The sequence below is a fragment of the Desulfomonilia bacterium genome (assembly GCA_036567785.1).
In the GTDB taxonomy this organism is placed as follows: domain Bacteria; phylum Desulfobacterota; class Desulfomonilia; order UBA1062; family UBA1062; genus DATCTV01.
In genome coordinates this window covers 167,595-187,486 of sequence record DATCTV010000002.1, presented here as the reverse complement: position 1 = coordinate 187,486, position 19,892 = coordinate 167,595, and the positions used below count along the sequence as shown (strand labels likewise).

Here is a 19,892-nt window from a genome sequence, read left to right as displayed (position 1 = left end):
CGGCTTTATGGGCATTCCGCAAAAAGATAATCCGATGTTTTATCCCCTGGTAATTTTATCCCCAGGTAAATGAAAGGCAAACCTTATGGCTTCTGCTTGCCCCCCATTCCCAAAAACAGCCAATACCTATTTGGGCAACAGACCGCCAAGAATTGACAATATAATGTAAAATGTTGAGACGCGACTCATTTGGCACTAAAAAACAAGTTTGCATACTATAATGCCTGTGATTATAATGTTAACGAGAACATTCTAAGGAAATTATTTCTGGATTAAGCAAGGAAACGGCGGTTAGGTATGATTGATTTGCTAATAAAGATTAAACGTGCAATTCTTTCTGGTCGATATGTCTTTAGTGAAAAGGCTCGTAATGAGATGGAGATTGATTGTATTACAGAATTGGATGTTGCTGAATCAATTGTTAACGCAGTGGCTATTTACAAAACAATTAGATCAATCAGCCCATATAAAAAGAATCAAAGGGAGTATCTTCATATTATTCAAGGAACAAATCTAGAGGGTCTAGCAATTTATACTAAAGGTAAACTTGTCAAGGAAGAAGGAGAGGAAGTATATTACTTTTTGATTTCATCAAAAAAATCAATTTGAGGTTAAAGATTATGAATAAATCGGTTTTGATAAAAAAATGCCCTGCATGCGACAGTTTAAAAATTAAAAAGGTCAGAAAGGACTTACAAGGAAATGTCGGTGATGTAAAATATTCTGTCCAGGCACTTGAATATTATGAATGCCCTGACTGCAAAGAAAAAATTTATGACATTAATGCAATGCGAAGGATTGAAGCTGTTTCACCGGCTTTCAGTAAACCTGCACATCACAAGACTGCTGCTTTATAATTTCAGTTCTTTTGAAAAGAAAAGGGGTCAGCCCCCAACAATTGACAATATAAGGTAAAAATATCGAGACGCGGCCCATTTATCACTATTGATTGTCAGATAAACAAGTAAAGGATCGTGCGCATATGAAAAAAATGCAGATCAGTAAAGCGTTTACGTTGATCGAATCCGGTCCGGTTGTTCTGGTTACGACATTTGACGGGAAAAAGAATAATATAATGACGATCTCATGGACCATGGTGGTGGATTTTTCACCGGTATTCGCCATGACCACCGGGCCCTGGAATTATTCTTTTGCCGCTCTCAGTAAGACGAAGGAATGTGTTCTTGCAATTCCCACTGTCGACATGCTCGATAAGGTCGTTGGAGTGGGGACCTGTTCCGGTTCTGATACGGACAAGTTTGAAAAGTTCATGCTGACCCCTGTGAAGGGAAAGCATGTCAAAGCGCCCCTGATAAAAGAATGCATCGCGAACATCGAGTGCAAAGTCATCGACATCATAAAGGGGCACAGTATCGTTATCCTTGAAGGCCTTGCAGCGTACTTTGATGATTCACGAAAGGAAAAGCGGACAATTCACGCAGTAGGCGATGGAACTTTTATAGTGGATGGCCGCAGGCTTGACCGCAGAAAAATGATGCAATCAAAAATCCCGGCCGGTCTTTAATGTTATGTCGGGGTCTTGCCCTTTTTGCATGTCCCGGCTCAGCGCTTCATCAGGGGAAATCCATTATGAAAACGCAAAATAATGTTATTACAAAAGTATTGCTGATGTCCTATGCTACTTGGCTGCGGCATGCCAATCCGTGGAGCGTATGGACCAGGATAATTACATGTCTCCCTTTATTGACATTGGCTATTTGGAGCAGGACGTGGATCGGTCGATGGTCTATATTGCCAATACTGGTCGCCCTTCTCTGGATATGGGTCAACCCCGGAATTTTTTCCGAACCCGAATCAACCGACAATTGGGCTTCGCAAGGTGTCTTGGCAGAAAGAATTTGTATGAACAGAAAGGTTATTCCGATTCCGTGACACCATGTTATGGCCGCCAAGATCCTGATTGCCATCAGCGGACTTGGTATTCTCCAGTATTTGTGTGGGTCTTGATGTCATATTTGCTATTCTCCGGCTTGTCGCTCCAGCCGAAGCCCTTCATGTCCATGAGCCAGACATGATAGTCAATTTTCTGCAGGATCGGCGCGACCTTCTCCCATGTGTACATGGATGAAGTAAGGCCTTGAGGCATGAAAACATTTGGGCTGTCAGCCGGATATTCCTTGTAATGGATATTCATTCCGTCAATGTCTATGAACTTGTCCGCTAGTGTCCTGTCCGGGATTTCACTCCTTGGGATGGTTTTTACAAAAAGACAGCATCCGGATAATAAAAGTGAAACAAGCATGCTAACGATCAACAATCAGAAAAGGTTCTTCATCTATGTTCCAGACAATTTAGTAATATGTGATTAAAAAAGCTAAGGCATAAGGTTTTCAAATTCAATGCAAAGGCACGGGATTACGGTTGAAGGTCTGCGGCTCTGTTAAAGAATGTTCTGTTTTGAAATCTTGGCCTGTTTCATTATTTCGACGCCCGAACTCGTGCCGATGCGTGTGGCGCCTGCCGTAATCATTGCCATGGCGGTTTCATAATCCCTGATACCGCCTGACGCCTTTACTCCGGCCTTGTCGCCTACAACGCTCTTCATGAGCTTGACGTCATTGATCGTAGCACCCGAAGTCGAGAAACCTGTGGATGTTTTTACAAATCCTGCGCCTGCCTTTAATGACAGCTCGCATGCCTTCACCTTTTCCTCGTCGGTCAGAAGGCAGCACTCGATGATTACCTTTACTATTGCCTTATCTCTGGCAGCGGCAGTTACTGCCCAGATTTCCTCTTCCACAACATCGTAAAGCCCGTCCTTGAGTGCCGCGATATTTATCACCATGTCTATTTCCTGAGCACCCGAGAAGATGAGTGTATGGGTTTCAAAAGATTTTATTTCGCTGCTGGTGGCGCCCAATGGGAAACCTATGACCGCGCAAGTCTTCACCTTGCTCTTTTTTAGTTCCCTGCTCACAAGGGGAACATAATAAGGGTTTACGCAAACGGATTTGAAGGCGTATTCCTTTGCCTCTTTGCATAGATTGATTATCTGTGACTCACTCGCTTCCGGTTTTAAAATCGTGTGGTCGATGTATTCATTGATTTTCATTGTAATTCACCTTTTTCGGCCTGTTTTTTCAAGAGAAGTTCATCGATCTCATTACGATAAGGCATGGAAGGCGCAGTCCCCAGCTTTGTTACAGACAGTGCACCTGTCGCATTTGCAAACTGCACCGCGTCGTGAATGTCCATGCCTTCGGCAAGGGCCGTTGCAAGGCCTCCATTGAATGCGTCACCTGCGCCTGTAGTGTCTAGGACGTTTACCTTAAACGGGTCGATCTTGTATTCGGCGGTTTGAGTGGATACAAAGGCGCCTTTGCCTCCCATAGTGATTATTACTGTTTTGATGCCTTTTCTTTTAATCATCCCGGCGGCTTTTTCCGCATCTTCGAATGTGGAGACCTTGATGCCTGACATGACCGATGCCTCGGTCTCGTTGGGTGTGAGGATGTCGATCATTGAGAGAAGTTCGTCCGGAAGCGGGGACAGCGGAGCGGGTGCGGGATTGAGTATGACTTTCACGCCTTTTGAATGGGCAATTTGAATGGCTTTTGCAAGCGCCTCGATATTGGTTTCAAGCTGTGTGAGAAGCACTTTCGAACCTCCGATATGCGTTCCGGCTGATTCGATCTCAGCTTCCGATATGTGATCGCATGCGCCCGGTGTCACAATGATCTGATTTTCACTAGTGTTCTCATCCACCATTATGAGAGCGGTTCCTGTAGGATATCTGGCATCTTCAAAGACAAAGGCGGTGCTCATGCCTTCTTTCCTGAAACTGTTAAGCGCGATTGATGAGAACTGGTCGGTGCCTATCTTTGTAATCATCGTGACGCTGGAGCCTGACCTGCATGCCGCAACACCCTGATTCGAGCCTTTGCCGCCCGGCCCTATCATGAAGTGAGTGCCTTTGACGGTTTCCCCGTGTACGGGCAGATGATGTGCACGAGCCATGAGATCGACAATGAAACTGCCCATGACGGTAACCCTTGGTTTTGACATTTATATACCTCTGTAATGGTTTCGGATATGCAAGAATAAAAAAAAGCGGCGCAAAAAACAAGCGCCGCTTTCATTTTCTATTTAAAATTCATTCACTTTTTCTAGTTGATCTTTACCGCTTTCGCCCAGGCGTTTTCATTGTATTCTCTCATGAATATCCCGCCGCCGTCGCCATATTGTTTCCATATTATGAGCCCGCGGTTGCTGCTGTCCGTCACCATGATTGTCGAGCCCTTGACGATATCACGCGGATCGTCGGTGTTCAAAGTCTGAGGGCCGCCCCATGTGTCGTCCATGAACATTACATATCCCCAGATATTGTTGTCCTGCTCAAAGGCGAGTACCCATTTGTAATATATGTCCAGGACGGCAACATTGGAAATTGTGACATCACCGCCGGCATTGCTGATAACAGTGGGGACATTCCATATATCGTTACTGAAATCTGCCTTGTAGGCTTTTGAATCCTGAACCCATGTAAGAACCGCATCACCGGACGCATTCATGGCCGCCGTTACCAGGCTTGCACTAGAGCCTGCAGGATTGAGCCTCCTGTTGCCGCCGACAGCCACGTTGCACCAAGCGCCTTCCTCGAACTGATCGATTACAATTCCGCCGTTTTCAAGCCAGTAAATTATGGCGTCTCCGTTGTCACTCATGGCTATATCCGGTGAGTCGGTTACGGCGAATGGAGTGCTTATGCAAACAGGAGCTGACCAGTTAGCACCGTCAAGCAGCTGCCTCATATATACCCTTGCAGGTGAAGTGCTTTCCGGAACCTGTTCCCTCCAAACGATCAGACCGTAACCGTTGGCGTCCATGGCAAATCTTGAAGAACCCGGAACGATGCCTCTCTGTGCATTATTCAATGTCCACGGGCCTGCCCATGCTCCGTTAAGGTATTCATATCCCCAGATGTCATGGTCCTGTTCATATGAAATTACCACAAACCCGTTTTTATTGCCGGTTACAATGGGATTGATCGCATCTCCGCCAACCAGGTTGATGTGATCATCAAGATTGGCAGGATGAGACCAGACACCGTCCTTGTAATCGCTTTTGAATATGCACGATACGCCATCCACTTTCTGAGCCCATACAATAACCGTCCTGCCGCTTGGTTCTACGAAAACCTTAGGAGTTACCGCTTCAGTCCCGCTCAGGCTTAATATGGGGCATACCGATGATTCATGTGTCCAGACCCCGTTTCTTTTCTCGTCCAGCATGAGTTTGCCGTTTTCCGTCCAGACTATCGCGGCATCTCCTGTCGGCGCTATGCCAGCCTGAATGCTGTTGAACTCCCTTGCATTGTTGGTAACCTTAACAACATACTCTTTTTTAAAAAGTGACATGAATGTTACCTTATAGGTGACAGGATTAAGAAAATTGTTTGCTGTTACGCCGCTAACCTGTTTCGTTGTGCCAACCTGGACATTGCTGCCTGTAAATGTGAATGTGGCCTTCAATGCGCTGACGCCTTTTGGAAAATCTCCCGCAACCGTTATGGTCTTGTTTGCCTCGTTGATAGTTCCGACAATGTCGGATGCAAGTTCCGGGTTTGACGCCTGCGTAAAGCTGAATGTCAGCATCTTTTCAACACAGCCTGTAAAAAGGAAAAGTGAACAAAGCAATGCCAGTACCGATAATTTTTTCATAAGTGATACCCCCTCACATAAATAATATTTTATAACTTCCTTAATAATCAGTATGTTTCGATATAATGTCAAGTTATTTTACAAGGTTATCCTGCTGAATATGATTTTCCTGATCTGCCGTATTTTTCGAGTCCTTTTCTGAATGCCCTGATATTTGCGGAAGGAACATTCAGATGGTGAGGCTGGGGATAGAAGTATGCGCCGAAACCACCTTCGGGAAGGTTCAGAGAGTTTATCATTTCAAAGACCTCTTGCTCGCATTCGTCAGGAGAGCCGTGAGCATACACGGTCTGTATGTTTATAGATGCCCATATCATCAGTCTTCCCCTGAATTTCTGAAGAGCATCAAACCCGGTCATGCGCGGGCTGTCCAGTTCGACGGCGTCAAGTCCCCAGTCTATCAGTGCGGGAAGAAGCTCATCGATTTTGCCGCATGAATGAAGATGCATCTCGCAGCCGAGTTCATGTACAGTGTCGAATATTGCCCTGTAAACAGGCTCGTAGAATTCGGCGAACATTTTGGGGCTCAGAAAAGGCCTCATCTGGTCTCCAAGGTCGTCGTACATCATGAATCCGTGAGGCTTAGCCCCGAATCTTGCCCACATCCGCGCGGAATCAACAAAGAATGATGTGATATGTCCCAGAAGTTTTTTGAGTTCAGAAGGATTTCTTCTGTGGTCGGTCAGGAAAGGCACGAAGCCTCTTATCGCAGATGCAATGCTTAATGGTCCCATATCGCCCAGCGTGCACATTCTGTAGCGGCTTCTGCCGAGCAGTCTGCTTAACAGGATAAAAAACGAGTAGCGGCTTTTTACAAGAGGGTCGGGGTTATAGTCGGCAAGATATTTGTCATAATGCCCCCAGTCGGTCAGGGTGGACCTTACAGGATGTCCAATGGATTTACCTTTCCCGGACTGTTTCCATATACATCCCCATTCATCGATTTCCTCACGGTCCAGATCAGTCCAGTTCCTGTATTCAGGGGCTTTTGCCCATTCGGGAGAGTTCCATTTCCACAGGCGCAGTTTCAGAATCTTTTCATCAGGCATGTAAGGAAACAGCCCCCGTTCATGGTCTGCATGTCCGGGCTGCCATGTCTTAGGCGGCAGCATGAACATATGAAAAACGTCATCAAGGCCTGAACTCCAGACAGGCACTCTGTCAGGGCAATTGAATTTTACCGCCCTTCTGACACGCTCGATTGAGTTCACATAAATCCCTTAAATTGATTTAACACCGTCCTCTATAACGCTGACATGGATTTCACCGTCAAGGCCGGTTCTGGCCTTATAATTTTTGAGCACGGTTTCAGTGAAGGATTCTATTGCATGTTCCTGAACCAGCGCTATTGCGCAGCCTCCGAAACCCGCGCCTGTCATGCGTGCGCCGAGGCAGGAGGGAAGGGACAGCGCTTCCGCCACTATCGTATCCAGTTCCATGCCTGTTACTTCATAATCGGTTTTGAGGGAATCGTGAGAAGCACACATGAGATTTCCGAATGTTGCAAGCTCACCGTTTTCGAGTGACATGACTGATTTCTGAACGCGCTTGTTTTCGGTAATTACATGGCGTGCACGTTTTCTGAGGACAGGGTCCTTGATCAAAATGAGATCTTCGGCATCCGCCTCGACAAGCGTTTTTATCGGCCTGGATTTTTGTATTATCGCCAGGGCCGCATCACATTCCGCTCTGCGTTCATTGTATTTTGAGTCTGCAAGTTCGCGCTTTTTTTTCGTGTTCATTATAAGAAGCCGGCATTTACCTAGTTTGAAAGGGATATATTTGTATTCAAGGGTATTTGTATTCAGAAGGATCGCATTATCCTTTTTCCCGAGAGCCACGGCAAACTGATCCATTATGCCGCAGTTGACGCCTATGAATTCGTTTTCAACCTTCTGGCAGAGTAATGACATCCTTACCCTGTCGATTTTTTCAGGCCCGAGAGGATAGAGCATCATGTAGGCGGTAAGGACCTCCAGGGCGGCCGATGATGAAAGGCCTGAACTTTCAGGCAGGTCGCTTGAAATATAAATATCGCATCCGGCAAGTTCATTCCCTTCATCCATCAGATATTTAATGACGCCAGCCGGATAGTTTGCCCAGCGTATTGAATTCGATTTTATAATCTCATCGAGCTTAATATCTGCCCAGCTGGATTCGTTTGCCGAGCGCAGCCTTACAATCCCGTCATTTCGCCTCTTAACCGCCGCACAAATCCCCAGCGACAGGGCTGCTGGCAGCACAAGTCCTCCATTATAGTCTATGTGTTCGCCTATCAGATTGACGCGTCCGGGTGAAAAAAAGAATTCGCAATCACCTTCTGCGCCGTACGTATCGATAAATCCCCTAATAACTTCATCTTTCGTATGCATCTTTCATCCCCGTACATTCCGGTTTTACTCACCACTCATCACCAAGAACTCACCACTCTTAACTCACAACTAATCTTTAAGATACTTATCGATCATCTCCTGTGTTACGGCCTTATTTCTGCTTAACTCCGAATAGAAATGTCCACTCTTTCTGATTTTTCTTTCCTGTGTCGCAAAGTCAACCTCGATCAACCCGAAACATGCGCTCAAACCCTCGATCCATTCAAAGTTGTCCATAAGCGTCCAGTGGTAGTAGCGCTCTACCGCGACGCCTTCATCGATGAGGTTCTTTATCTCGAGCATGTGGTCATAGATGTACTTTGTCCTGAAGGCATCCTTTTTATCGCAGGTCCCGTTCTCGGTGATATAAATAGGCACATGGTAGCGATTGTAATATTTGCGGCATATCCTTGAAAGCCCTTCGGGATAAAGCTCCCACCCTAGGTCGTTGGTCGGGGCACCAGCCTTGAATTCCATCTTACCGAAGAGTTCCAAAGGATTCCATGTGCCTGAGAGCATGTCGCGGGAGTAATAATTGAGACCGAAGAAATCCATGAAAGGCCCTTTTCCCATCGGATGGCCGAAACCGATTGGAGGGAGCAGCTTTCCTTCAGCCATGCCTTTTATGAATATTTCATGGAAAAGGAGGTCGTTCAGGAAGCAGCTTAGCTTTTCGCGCATGGTTCCGTATTTCGGGTCGAATACGCGCATGTGGTTTGCAACACCAACCATGGTATCCTTGAATCCCATTTTTTCCCTGATAAAATGAATTTTCTTGTATGAGCAGATATGGGCAAGGATCATGTTCTTTGCACCTTTGAAATATTCAATCATCTTTCCCTTACCGCTAGGGGGCCAGTCGCCCGTTATATAACCCATGGCAAGATACACGTTGGGTTCATTGATGGTTACCCAGTCAGAGACAAGGTCTCCAAGTTCATTGACAACTACCTCGGTGTAGCGCTCGAAGAGCCCTATGACTTCCGGTGTGAGCCATGCGCCGTTATGCTCGAGCCAGAGAGGATTGGAGAAGTGATGAAGCGTAATCATGGGCTTGATGCCATTCTGGGTGAGCATCTCTATTTCCTGGCGGTAATGTTTCAGGGCATCACGGGAGAACTGGCCTTTGGCGGGTTCTATTCTGCTCCATTCCAGGCCCATCCTGTATATCTGATGGTTGAGTTCCTTCATGAGGGCTGTATCTTCCTTGACTCTGTTCCAGTGATCGTCGGCGACTATGCAGTGAGTACCGTCCTTGATATGTCCGGTTTCACACCATTCGTACCATGAGTTGTTTTTGTCGCCGCCTTCTATCTGCAGGGAAGCCGTTGCGCTTCCGAACAGGAAATTTTCGGGCAATTTAAATGGTGTCATATTTTCCTCCATTATTTTTTTCATTCAAGCCTTTTAAGGTCTGCAAATGCTTTATTAAGCGCACCTGTCAGGACGTCTTCATCACCGGACCAGAAATGATCGATGCCTCTGCATATATATAATCTGTCCGCCGGGACAAGGCCGCTTACCTTTGAGATGTCAGAATACTGGTCCATGTCGGAGGCGATAATCCATACATTTTCATCTTTTGGAAAGCGAATTTCAAACATGGCAGTAGGAGGTGAAATAAGGATTGAGGGCAGGCTGAACGTCTCAAGGTACATTGAAGCTATCCATGCCCCGAAGGAATAGCCTATGATGATTGGGTTGCTGCCCGCGAAGCTTACAGCCGAGTGCAAGTCATTCACTTCGCCTTTACCGTCGCCATACCTTCCTTCGCTGCGGCCGGTTCCGCGGAAGTTGAAACGCAGGGCGGAATATCCGTTTGCCAGCGCCGCATCACGGGCCGCCATCACCACATTGTTGTGCATGTTGCCGCCATAAAGGGGATGAGGGTGCGTTATGACAGCACAGCATGCACCTGCGATTTCATCAAAGGCCGCTTCAAGTCTGGGATTATTGCCGATGAACATGGCGGCAATAATACATTGAGCGGGTTATTATTTCAAGGAAGTTGAGCCTGTTTGAATCTATTCCTGTTTTATAACCGCAGGAACTTCAAACTGTCAGACAAATGTGGATTTTGACCTTAATTTTCTGTGATAAGTTATCGCAAATCTATGCGCCTCGTCCCTCAGGTTCTGTAGCATCAGAAGGGCCCTGCTTCGTGCCTGCAGATGTACGGGTTCTTTTCTGCCGGGGATGAAAAACCGGTCCTTTGCCGCCCCGTGCTCCTTTGCCATTGCAACTACCGGTACACCTTCTATTCCCAGTTCGGACATGACCTTGAGGCTCATGGCAAGCTGGCCCTTTCCGCCGTCGATTATAATAAGGTCCGGCATGTTTTCCGTTTCATTTTTAAATCTGCGGGAAAGGACCTCATGCATCATGGCAAAGTCATTCTGGCCCTGAACACTTTTGATTTTATAATGGCGGTAAAGCGACTTGTCCAGTTCGCCGCCAGTCAGAACACTTCGGGAACCCACGGCATTTGTCTCTGAAAGGTTGGATATGTCATAGCATTCGATACGCCACGGGATGCTCTGAAGTTTGAAGTGTATCGCTATTTCATCAAGCGCTGATTCACCTGCCGCAATTGCCTTTGATGCGGTCTCGTTCGCCATATTGAGAAGATGTCTGGTCTTTCCGCGGACAGGCCTTTTAAATTTTACGCCGGCCGAACGCAGTTCGGAAAGAATTGCGGTCATGTTCTCTGTTTCTTCAGGCAGTTCATCAGAATATATAATCGGAGGCACCTGCCTTCCGCCCAGATAATACTGAATAATTACCGGGGTAATGAAATCCTGTCCCTCACCTGCATGGACAGAGAACGCATTCGTGTCTGCGACCCTCCCGTTCATAATCCTAAGCACTGCAATCGATACCGTATCTTCATATCGCTGCACGCCGAATATATCCGCATCGGTTGACGTGGTTCCGGATACCCTCTGAGGCACCAACGTTGTCTTTATAGCCTCGATCTGATCACGGATTTTTGCTGCCTTCTCGAAATCAAGTTCGACGGCATACTTCTTCATTCTTTTTTCAAGTTTGTTGGTAAGGTCGGTATTTTTCCCCTCCAGGAACAGGATCAGGTCTTCTACAACCTGCTTGTAATCCTCAGTCGCATGTTTTTTTACGCATGGCGCAAGGCATAGTCCTATCTGATAATAAAGGCACGGCCTCACCCTGTTGGCAAACTCGGTGTCCTTGCATCGCCTTACAGGAAAAATCCTTCCTATTGCTGAAAGGGTGCCGCGCGTGGCCTTTGCCGAGGAGTAGGGGCCGAAATAGCGTGCCCCGTCCTTGACCACGCGCCTTGTAATCGAAATGGCGGGACAATCATGATTAACAGTGAGCTTTATGCTCACATAGGTCTTGTCGTCCCTAAGCAGCACGTTATAGCGCGGACGATGTGTTTTTATGAGCTGGTTTTCAAGAAGGAGCGCTTCCTTTTCATTTCCCGTAAGCACGAAATCGACTTTTTCGGCATGCTCGCGGATATGCGATACATAAGGCCTGGTATCCTGGCCAAGGTAAGCCCTGACGCGGTTTTTTATTTCAAGGGCCTTGCCGACATAGATAATGCGGTTCTTTTTGTCGCGCATCATGTAAACGCCTGTCGCACGGGGCAGGGCTTCGATCATTTCTGGTGTAAGCGGCATATATTAATAATAGCATGCAAGTCTTCGTTAATGAAAGCGGTTGATGTTTGAGAAGCAAAACAGTAATTGGAATGTATTATGAAAATGATCTACGGACTTGGAAACCCGGGGGCCAGATACCATATGACCAGGCACAATATAGGGTTCATGGTGGTTGATCTTTTGTCCAGGGAATATTCAATCGAGGTTAAAAAAAAGGCCTCGAATGTACTTTACGGAAAAGGCGGAATCGGCGGAATAAACGTCATGCTGGCCAAGCCCCAGACATTCATGAACCTGAGCGGGCTTCCTCTTTCTTCAATGGTGATAAAGCAAGGCGATCTGATAGTAATCCATGATGACATGGATATTCCTTTCGGACAGGTGCGGGTGAAGGAAAACGGAGGCACAGGCGGGCACAAAGGGCTTGAGTCGATCAGGTCGGTACTCCACACAGGTGATTTCGTCCGTATCCGCTGCGGCATCGGTAGACCTCCCGAAGGCATGGATGGTGCAGATTATGTGCTGTCAAGGTTTACAGGTGAAGAAATAAAAACCCTTTCCGATGAAATCTCAAAGGCTGCAGAGGCGGTAATAGAGTGCATGAAGAGTGGCGCTGCTTCAGCCATGAATATATATAACCGTCGTGAACCCACTGATTAAAAGAAGTGCTTAAATAACGAATTTAGTTGACATAACCCTTTTAATGGGTGAGTTAAGAGCCCTTAAAAGGAGCATCAATGACATTTGAGCAGTTTAAGTTTCACCCGGACATTATATCCGGCATTATCGGACAAGGTTACACTAGCCCCACACCAATCCAGGAAAAAACAATCCCGCCGATACTCGAAGGACGGGATGTTCTCGGTCTTGCACAAACGGGCACGGGAAAAACAGCCGCATTTACGCTTCCCATACTTGAGAGATTGATTCAAGGCAAGCGCCGTCGGATAAAGGTTCTGATCCTGGCGCCAACCCGCGAACTGGCATCACAGATTAACGATGCCATAAGAGCTCTGGGCAGGAATATGAGGCTTCGCAGCATGGTCGTTTTCGGCGGCGTAAGCATTACCCCTCAGATAAGGGACTTGAGCCGGGACAATGAGATCATTGTGGCATGCCCGGGCAGACTTCTCGACCTGATATCCCAGAATAAAATCGACCTAAGCAGTGTTGATACGCTCGTTATTGACGAGGCTGACCGCATGTTTGACATGGGATTCCTGCCCGATATCCGCCGTATTCTGAAGCACCTGCCCAAAAAAAGGCAGAACCTGCTGTTTTCGGCAACAATGCCGGATGATATAAGGCATCTGGCGTCGGACATTCTCAATGATGCAGTGACTGTGCAGATTGATATAACAAAGCCGGTCTCGACAATAACGCACGCGCTCTATCCCGTTGAACAGCATTTGAAGACGGCGCTCCTCAAGGAGCTTCTGAAGATAACATCAACCGAATCGGTCCTCGTGTTTACACGCACAAAGCACCGCGCCAAAAGGGTTGCAGAACAACTCGGCCATGCAGGATTCAGTGCGACATCGCTTCAGGGGAATCTTTCGCAGAACAGGCGGGAAGAGGCGATAGAAGGCTTTCGCAATGGAACCTATCAGATACTGGTAGCAACGGATATAGCTGCACGCGGCATAGATGTCTCGGCGATATCCCATGTCATAAATTACGATATCCCTGATACGGTCGATGCATATACACACCGCATTGGACGTACGGGTCGTATATCGAGAAACGGTGACGCCTTCACGTTTATCACCCGTGAAGACGCGGCAATGGTCCATGATATAGAACTGACATTAGGCGAGAGACTGGCGCGGAAAAAATTGGATGGATTCGACTACAACAAGCCTCAACCAAAAGGAAATGAGTTTGCCAGGCCGCCCCGGCAGCAGCACGCGAGGCCTTTTACTCATGCTTCGGCAAAACCTTCGAACAGGCCTCCGGCGGGGCATTCTGGTAAGAGACAACAGGGTTCAAAACCTGGTTTAAGCAAGGCAGCAATATCGATATAGAGGTTTACCTGTGTCTGGGGTTTCCCTTCGGCAGATAATCCATGAAATCCGGGGGCACATCGATGTCCCTCGGGTCAATGCCTTTGAGCTTGTTTCTCACGTAGAACCTTGCCTGGTAGTTAAGGATATTCATTCTCAGATCAAAGTTCCGCCGGATTTCTTCATATGTCTCTTCTGAAAGGCCTTCCGGCACATGAATGATATCTCTGTCATACAGCGCGGCAATCCTTGAAAATGGCATGGGTATTGAGAATCTATCCCATGAATCGAATTCATAGGAAGGGTATGCATCCCATGCAAAGGGCACAAGTGGAGAGCCGGTTCTTGCAGCCATCATGATAGTGCCTATTTTGGAAACATAAGGTGGACCTACCGGGCCATCCGGAGTAAATCCACCGTAATGGCCTGCTTTGATATAATCGATAAGGCCTTCAAGCGCAGCGTGACCTCCCCTTGTCGAGGAGCCCCTCATGGCGATCATTCCCATATGATTGATTATTCGGGCTATTATCTCGCCGTCTTTTGACTGGGATATGAGAGTTGAACCGCCGCACCCCCTGAAGTGGTAGGCATAATAGAATATCCCCCTGTGCCAGCATGGGAACAGCAGGTCTTTTCGGGTTTTAAGAAGTTCGCGCTCAAGGTCCTGCCCGTAGACTTCAATGCGGCATGTGGAGCAGAGCCCGATGATCAGTTTTGCCCCGATCAAGGAAAACGGTTTAATGAATAGCGGGTCAGTTAAAATGTTCTGCAGTCTTTTCCCCATAATCCATACCTGGAAATAAACTGGTTCTTTTACCCTTAAGCAATCATACAGTTTGACACTTCTTAGTCCTTATTCTTCCTATCGGGAGGTAGTTCATGAAATCTTCAGGGACATCGATATCACGCGGATCGATTCCTTTGAGCCGGTTTTTGACATGGAATCGCGCCTGATAACTGAGTATGTTCATACGGCGGTCGAACTCCTGTCTGAATTTCTCATACTCATCTATAGAAAGCCCTGGCGGCACATGCATGGTTTCTCTGTCAAAGAGAATACAAAGCCTTGAAAAGGGTTTTGGCAGCATCATCTTGTCCCAGGTGTTAAATTCCCATGCTGGTTCAGCGTCCCAGGCAAAGGGAATGATGGGAGCGCCTGTCCTGGCCGCGATCTGAATCGTTCCTGGTTTAGAGACATATTGAGGCCCGACAGGCCCGTCCGGATTGAAGCCTCCATAATTGCCCGAATTGACATAATCGACGATGGCGTCGAGTGCGGCATGACCGCCCCTGGTTGAGGAGCCTTTGAAGACCTTTACGCCCAGACATTCAACTATGGCCGCAGCGATTTCAGCATCTTTTGAAAGTGAGCCGATTGTCCCGGCCTTCAGTCCCCTGAAAAAATAACCGTAAAAGATTATTCCACGGTGCCAGCATGAGACAAGTATCTTTCTGGATTCTTTTGACATATCGTCGAAGAGCTCTTTTCCGAAGACCTCCTCCCGGTATGTACCGCAGAAGCCTAAGATCAATTTGGCGCCGATCCATCCGATGGAGTTTAAGAGAATTGAATTCATAAAACAGATTTATCCGATTATGCCGACAGTATGCAAGGATTTAGTTTTTCTGAAGCTTCCATGAAAAGGCTTAGTATGCTAAGGTTCAGTCCATGCTGGAGAAAATACCGTTTCTGTATAAGGGATGCGCCTACAACATTATTATTGAAGATGACCTGAGTTTCGATAGACTCAGATTCATTATCGACAGGCTAAATGAAGAGGGCGCATTTGCAAATGAAAGCGATGATGTCCTGCGATATTCAATTGATTGTAAAGACGCCTGCTATTCCATTGGAGTTGACGGAACCAATGTAATGATAATCCTGAAGTGAGCTGTTCCGATGACCCGGATTCACCTCTGTCAGCCTGATGAAAACAAGTCCTGCGGTGCATGCTGCGGAATATACAATTATGTGGAAAATACCAGGGATGAGCTTGCCGTGCGCTTTGATTACAGGGAGACTCTGATGCGCAAAGTCAGATGCGGCAAGCTTTCCCTTGAGGCGTATAGAGATGCGGTCAGACGCCGCGAAGACGGCAGGCGGATATATAAGACCATATATACCTGTGAATTTGCAGGATGGCTGGACGGAGAAAGAAAAAAGGTCGGCTGCATGATTCATCCCATGCAGAACGGCGGGAATGACATGCGAGATGTAAGCTTTTACGGAAGAGAAATATGCGAGGGCCATTTCTGCCCCAGCTACCAGAAGCTTGATGAAAATGAGGCCCGGATTATCGTCGAAACACTCGATGACTGGTATCTTTTCGGGGCCGTCATAACGGATATTGATTATGTGAAGACGTTTTTCAGGATAGTCCAGAACATCCTCGGAGAGGAAATCAAACCCCTGGTTGTCAAAAGTTCCGACAAGCTAAAGGATATCCTCAACAGATATTATAAGCTCAAGGTAACATGGCCTTTCAGGGATAAAAAGCGGCCCCGTTTCGGCAAATATTATTTCCTCGGAGAGGAATATGATATCGATAAAATCAATTATGAGGCTTTAGGTGCTTTGACGCCGGTTTATGATCCTGTCTTGTTAAGTCTGTCTTCAGCATTCGGGTCAAAGCAGGAACTCGATATGGCAATAAACATGCTTGATGTGATAATAGATGAGTTTACCTATGAATACTCAAGAATTGTTAACAAGAATAATAGACCTTGCCCTTGAAGAAGACGGAACTGATGTGACCTCGAATGCCGTGTTCGAACCCGCAGACAGGTTGAAGGCAAAGTTTACTGCAAAGTCATCCGGGATTATCGCAGGGCTTGATATCGCGGAAATGGTTTTCAAAAAGCTGGATGGAAAAGCCCTCTTTGAAAAGAAGGTTGACGATGGCAGCCATGTGAAGACCGGAACGGTCATAGCGGAAATTTCCGGATGCGCCAGGGCGCTTCTAAAGGCGGAAAGGGTTGCACTTAATTTCATGCAGCGCATGAGCGGAATAGCTACAATGACAAGCCTCTTTTTAAAAGAGATCAGAGGGACGAAGGCTGTTCTGCTGGACACGAGAAAGACAGCCCCTGGTCAGAGGGTGCTTGATAAAATTGCCTTCAGAACAGGCGGAGGTCAGAATCACAGAATGGGCCTTTTTGATATGGCGCTTATAAAGGACAACCATATTGACCGTGTCGGTTCAATTTCTGAGGCAGTAAGAAAAGTCAAGGCGTTCTCAGAAAATATTCCTGTGGAAGTGGAATGCAGGACGCTTGAAGACGTGAAAGAGGCCTTGTCTTCAAATGTTGACAGAGTAATGCTCGATAATTTTTCAATTGATGGAATGAAAAAGGCGGTGCTGCTGGTGAACGGCAGAGTCCCATTGGAAGCCTCCGGCGGGATAACACTGAAGACAATAAAAGATGTCGCCCAGACAGGAGTCGACTATATATCCGTTGGAGAGGTTACCCATTCGGTTAAGGCGTTTGATATTTCAATGACAATCGGACAGGCGGATGACTGAAGAACAGGCAAGAGAAATCATTATCGGAAAAAAGCGTGAGTTTGGCACAAGGCTTGTCATACTGGGACATCACTATCAGAATGATTCCATAATAGAATTTGCCGATTATGTAGGGGATTCCCTGGAACTTGCCGGAAAATCGGCAAGTCTCATTGATGCTGAGGTTATAATTTTCTGTGGCGTCTATTTTATGGCGGAAACAGCGGCCATTCTTTCTCCCGGTAAAAAAGTTTATATTCCCGACAAATCAGCAGGCTGCCCGCTTGCCGATATGGCGGAACTTGAAGATGTGGAAAGAGCATGGCGGGAGATTTCCTGCAGACCTGCCGCACCTGTAACATATGTGAATTCATCCGCCCTTATAAAGGCGTTCTGCGGCCGCAATGACGGTATAGTCTGCACTTCCGGAAATGCAAAAAAGGTTTTTAAATGGGCGCTTGATAAGAAGGGCAGGGTTTTCTTCATGCCCGACATGAATCTTGGAAGAAATACTGCATACGGCCTCGGTATAAAGGACAGCGATATTGCCGTATGGGATCCCGAATCAGGTCTTGACAGTGAAGTTTTGAACGATGCGAAGGTCATACTCTGGAAAGGCTGGTGCCCGGTGCATTACCCTGTGTTCACGGCTGAAGATGTTGAGAGGTTCAGGGTTCAAAATCCCGGCGGCAGGGTCATAGTGCATCCTGAGACGGATCCCGCCGTGGCTGGTGCAAGCGACAGTGCAGCATCTACTGCTGGTATAATCGAGTATGTAAATACGATTGAGAAGGGCGGTAAAATCGCCGTCGGCACGGAATCCAACATGGTCAAAAGGCTTGCCGGCAAAAAAGATGATGTCAGAGTAGTTACGCTTAGAGAGGCATACTGCGAAGACATGGCGAAAATAACACTTGATAAGCTTGCCGCATGCATCTCAGGCCTGTCTGAAGATTACAGAGTAATGGTGCCTGAACATATAGCTCAGGATGCCAGAGCAGCTCTCAAACGCATGCTGGAGGTCTGATATGGCGCGAATGGAAACCGAGGTTCTTGTAATCGGAACAGGTATTGCAGGGGCAACCTGCGCGCTGATAGCGGCACAGCAGGGTCTCAGGGTTACGCTTGTTACAAAACGCAACGATCCTCACAGGACTAACACGAACCGCGCACAGGGCGGTATTGTTTTCAGGGGAAAGGAAGATTCGCCCGAAATATTGAAAGAAGATATATTGAGAGCGGGCAGGGATATAAATTCGATTGAAGCCGTTGACTTCATCTCTGAAAAAGGTCCAGATGTCGTTGAAGAAGTGCTTATCAAGAACCTTCATGTAGATTTCACACATCTTACCGACTCGTATGATGAGAATTACGACCTTACCCGTGAAGGGGCTCATTCCGTAAACCGCATATTGTACTCGGCGGATAATACCGGCGAGGTAATCGAGAAGGCCCTGATAAAGGCTGTCAAATCGCATGAAAATGTCACTATAATAACAGGGGCTACAGCCATAGATCTAGTTACCATGCATCATCATTCAAGTGATATTCAGGCAAGGTACATGCTGGGCGACAGGTGCCTGGGGGCTTACCTGTTCATGAACGACAGGATGGAAGTCGATGTAGTGCTCGCGCAATACACGGTCCTGGCTACCGGAGGCCTCGGCGATATTTTTGTGCATTCCACCAATGAAAAGGGAACCGTCGGAGACGGCATGGTAATGGCGAAACGAGCCGGAGCCCGTGTCATGAACATGGAATTCATGCAGTTTCATCCGACGACCCTTTATATTCCTGGCGGAAGGCGTTTCCTTATCTCGGAGGCTGTGAGGGGCGAGGGCGCCAAGCTCAAGAACCTTTCAGGCGAATACTTCATGGAAAGATATAACCCGGAATTGAAGGACCTTGCCCCGAGGGATGAAGTGACGGTCGCCATTTGGGAAGAGATGCTGAGAAACAAGCAGGAATATGTACTTCTCGACATAGCGAACCATGTCAAAGAAGATATAAACGAGCGTTTCCCGACTATTTCGAAGACATGCCGCGAGGCGGGCATAGACATCACCAGGGAACCCGTGCCGGTCGTTCCGGCAGCGCACTATTTCTGCGGCGGAGTGCATGTGAATACAAAGGGATGGACAACTTTGAGGGGGCTTTATGCAATCGGCGAGGTTTCCTGTACGGGACTTCACGGTGCAAACCGTCTTGCTTCCACGTCTCTGCTGGAGGGGCTTCTCTGGGGATATCAGTCGGCAATGGACATAAAAGAAAGAATAAACTCGGGCGAAACTGTCAGGGCAGCCACGCTTGCATCGACCAGGGACTGGATACCCACAGGGAATGTTGCAAACGAAGATCCCGCGCTTATTGCTCAGGACTGGGCGAACCTGAAAAATACAATGTGGAATTATGTAGGGATTGTGCGTACCGAGTCACGGCTGAAGCGTGCCCTTGAAGATTTGAGGCACATGTTCCTGAGGATAGAGGAGTTTTACAGGGAAACCCCGGTATCGAAGGATATAATAAGTCTTTTCCATGGTACCCAGGCAGCGATCATGGTTGCCGAGGCCGCGCTCAGAAATCCCATATCGATAGGCTGCCACCTGATAAGAAACGAGGGTTATGCAAGAACTTCTCCGACATTGCGCATAAGCGATATGTAATACGTTTGGTAAACACACGGCAGTAC

22 protein-coding genes are annotated in these 19,892 nt (G+C 47.2%); 11 read left to right on the top strand and 11 right to left on the bottom strand.

Annotation, left to right across the window (positions count from 1 at the left end; genetic code table 11):
- Positions 1–297: 297 nt before the first annotated feature.
- From VIS94_00830 to VIS94_00815, 4 genes are all read left to right on the top strand, one after another.
- The gene (locus VIS94_00830) at positions 298–609 is read left to right on the top strand and encodes a hypothetical protein (protein HEY9159617.1); all 312 of its coding nucleotides are present in this window, start codon (positions 298–300) and stop codon (positions 607–609) included.
- Between the two features lie 11 nt (positions 610–620).
- A complete protein-coding gene (locus VIS94_00825; GenBank protein HEY9159616.1) occupies positions 621–857 on the top strand; it encodes a hypothetical protein in 237 nt (78 codons plus the stop codon).
- A gap of 125 nt (positions 858–982) precedes the next feature.
- Entirely contained in the window at positions 983–1,525 is a 543-nt protein-coding gene (locus tag VIS94_00820; protein ID HEY9159615.1) for a flavin reductase family protein, read from the top strand.
- Positions 1,525–1,893, top strand: a complete 369-nt coding sequence (locus VIS94_00815; protein ID HEY9159614.1) for a DUF6653 family protein — start codon at positions 1,525–1,527, stop codon at positions 1,891–1,893. The genes VIS94_00820 and VIS94_00815 overlap by 1 nt, the downstream gene beginning before the upstream one ends.
- Positions 1,894–1,927: 34 nt before the next feature.
- On the opposite strand, the gene VIS94_00810 is transcribed toward VIS94_00815, so the two are convergent.
- From VIS94_00810 to uvrC, 9 genes are all read right to left on the bottom strand, one after another.
- A complete protein-coding gene (locus VIS94_00810; protein HEY9159613.1) occupies positions 1,928–2,263 on the bottom strand; it encodes an alpha/beta hydrolase in 336 nt (111 codons plus the stop codon).
- Positions 2,264–2,401: 138 nt separating this feature from the next.
- On the bottom strand, positions 2,402–3,073 hold the full coding sequence (gene deoC, locus VIS94_00805) for a deoxyribose-phosphate aldolase (protein HEY9159612.1): 672 nt from the start codon (positions 3,071–3,073) through the stop codon (positions 2,402–2,404).
- On the bottom strand, positions 3,070–4,026 hold the full coding sequence (gene rbsK, locus VIS94_00800) for a ribokinase (GenBank protein HEY9159611.1): 957 nt from the start codon (positions 4,024–4,026) through the stop codon (positions 3,070–3,072). The genes deoC and rbsK overlap by 4 nt, the downstream gene beginning before the upstream one ends.
- A 101-nt stretch (positions 4,027–4,127) precedes the next feature.
- Positions 4,128–5,681: a hypothetical protein gene (locus VIS94_00795; protein HEY9159610.1), complete on the bottom strand. Its 1,554-nt coding sequence runs from the start codon at positions 5,679–5,681 to the stop codon at positions 4,128–4,130.
- Positions 5,682–5,767: 86 nt separating this feature from the next.
- On the bottom strand, positions 5,768–6,892 hold the full coding sequence (locus VIS94_00790) for a uroporphyrinogen decarboxylase family protein (protein HEY9159609.1): 1,125 nt from the start codon (positions 6,890–6,892) through the stop codon (positions 5,768–5,770).
- Between the two features lie 9 nt (positions 6,893–6,901).
- The gene (locus VIS94_00785; protein HEY9159608.1) at positions 6,902–8,053 is read right to left on the bottom strand and encodes a galactokinase; all 1,152 of its coding nucleotides are present in this window, start codon (positions 8,051–8,053) and stop codon (positions 6,902–6,904) included.
- 69 nt (positions 8,054–8,122) lie between these two features.
- On the bottom strand, positions 8,123–9,427 hold the full coding sequence (locus VIS94_00780) for a glycoside hydrolase family 1 protein (protein HEY9159607.1): 1,305 nt from the start codon (positions 9,425–9,427) through the stop codon (positions 8,123–8,125).
- 20 nt (positions 9,428–9,447) lie between these two features.
- Entirely contained in the window at positions 9,448–10,020 is a 573-nt protein-coding gene (locus tag VIS94_00775; protein HEY9159606.1) for an alpha/beta fold hydrolase, read from the bottom strand.
- A gap of 93 nt (positions 10,021–10,113) precedes the next feature.
- A complete protein-coding gene (uvrC, locus tag VIS94_00770) occupies positions 10,114–11,712 on the bottom strand; it encodes an excinuclease ABC subunit UvrC (GenBank protein HEY9159605.1) in 1,599 nt (532 codons plus the stop codon).
- Positions 11,713–11,790: 78 nt separating this feature from the next.
- Here uvrC and pth point away from each other — a divergent pair, with 78 nt between their 5' ends.
- The gene (pth, locus tag VIS94_00765; GenBank protein ID HEY9159604.1) at positions 11,791–12,354 is read left to right on the top strand and encodes an aminoacyl-tRNA hydrolase; all 564 of its coding nucleotides are present in this window, start codon (positions 11,791–11,793) and stop codon (positions 12,352–12,354) included.
- Positions 12,355–12,431: 77 nt separating this feature from the next.
- The gene (locus VIS94_00760; protein HEY9159603.1) at positions 12,432–13,718 is read left to right on the top strand and encodes a DEAD/DEAH box helicase; all 1,287 of its coding nucleotides are present in this window, start codon (positions 12,432–12,434) and stop codon (positions 13,716–13,718) included.
- Positions 13,719–13,722: 4 nt separating this feature from the next.
- On the opposite strand, the gene VIS94_00755 is transcribed toward VIS94_00760, so the two are convergent.
- Positions 13,723–14,484, bottom strand: coding sequence for a lysophospholipid acyltransferase family protein (locus VIS94_00755; protein HEY9159602.1), 762 nt, complete (start codon positions 14,482–14,484; stop codon positions 13,723–13,725).
- Between the two features lie 43 nt (positions 14,485–14,527).
- On the bottom strand, positions 14,528–15,277 hold the full coding sequence (locus VIS94_00750) for a lysophospholipid acyltransferase family protein (GenBank protein ID HEY9159601.1): 750 nt from the start codon (positions 15,275–15,277) through the stop codon (positions 14,528–14,530).
- A 92-nt stretch (positions 15,278–15,369) separates the two neighbouring features.
- Between VIS94_00750 and VIS94_00745 the strand changes: the two genes are divergently transcribed.
- The 5 genes from VIS94_00745 to VIS94_00725 are packed head-to-tail and all read left to right on the top strand — an operon-like array spanning position 15,370 to position 19,866.
- Positions 15,370–15,591, top strand: coding sequence for a hypothetical protein (locus tag VIS94_00745; GenBank protein ID HEY9159600.1), 222 nt, complete (start codon positions 15,370–15,372; stop codon positions 15,589–15,591).
- Between the two features lie 9 nt (positions 15,592–15,600).
- Positions 15,601–16,434 carry a hypothetical protein gene (locus VIS94_00740; GenBank protein ID HEY9159599.1) on the top strand — a complete coding sequence of 278 codons (834 nt, stop codon included), beginning with the start codon at positions 15,601–15,603 and terminating at the stop codon, positions 16,432–16,434.
- Positions 16,388–17,224 carry a carboxylating nicotinate-nucleotide diphosphorylase gene (gene nadC, locus VIS94_00735; GenBank protein ID HEY9159598.1) on the top strand — a complete coding sequence of 279 codons (837 nt, stop codon included), beginning with the start codon at positions 16,388–16,390 and terminating at the stop codon, positions 17,222–17,224. The genes VIS94_00740 and nadC overlap by 47 nt, the downstream gene beginning before the upstream one ends.
- Positions 17,217–18,230: a quinolinate synthase NadA gene (gene nadA, locus VIS94_00730; protein HEY9159597.1), complete on the top strand. Its 1,014-nt coding sequence runs from the start codon at positions 17,217–17,219 to the stop codon at positions 18,228–18,230. The genes nadC and nadA overlap by 8 nt, the downstream gene beginning before the upstream one ends.
- A gap of 1 nt (position 18,231) precedes the next feature.
- A complete protein-coding gene (locus VIS94_00725) occupies positions 18,232–19,866 on the top strand; it encodes an FAD-dependent oxidoreductase (GenBank protein HEY9159596.1) in 1,635 nt (544 codons plus the stop codon).
- Positions 19,867–19,892: the final 26 nt, after the last annotated feature.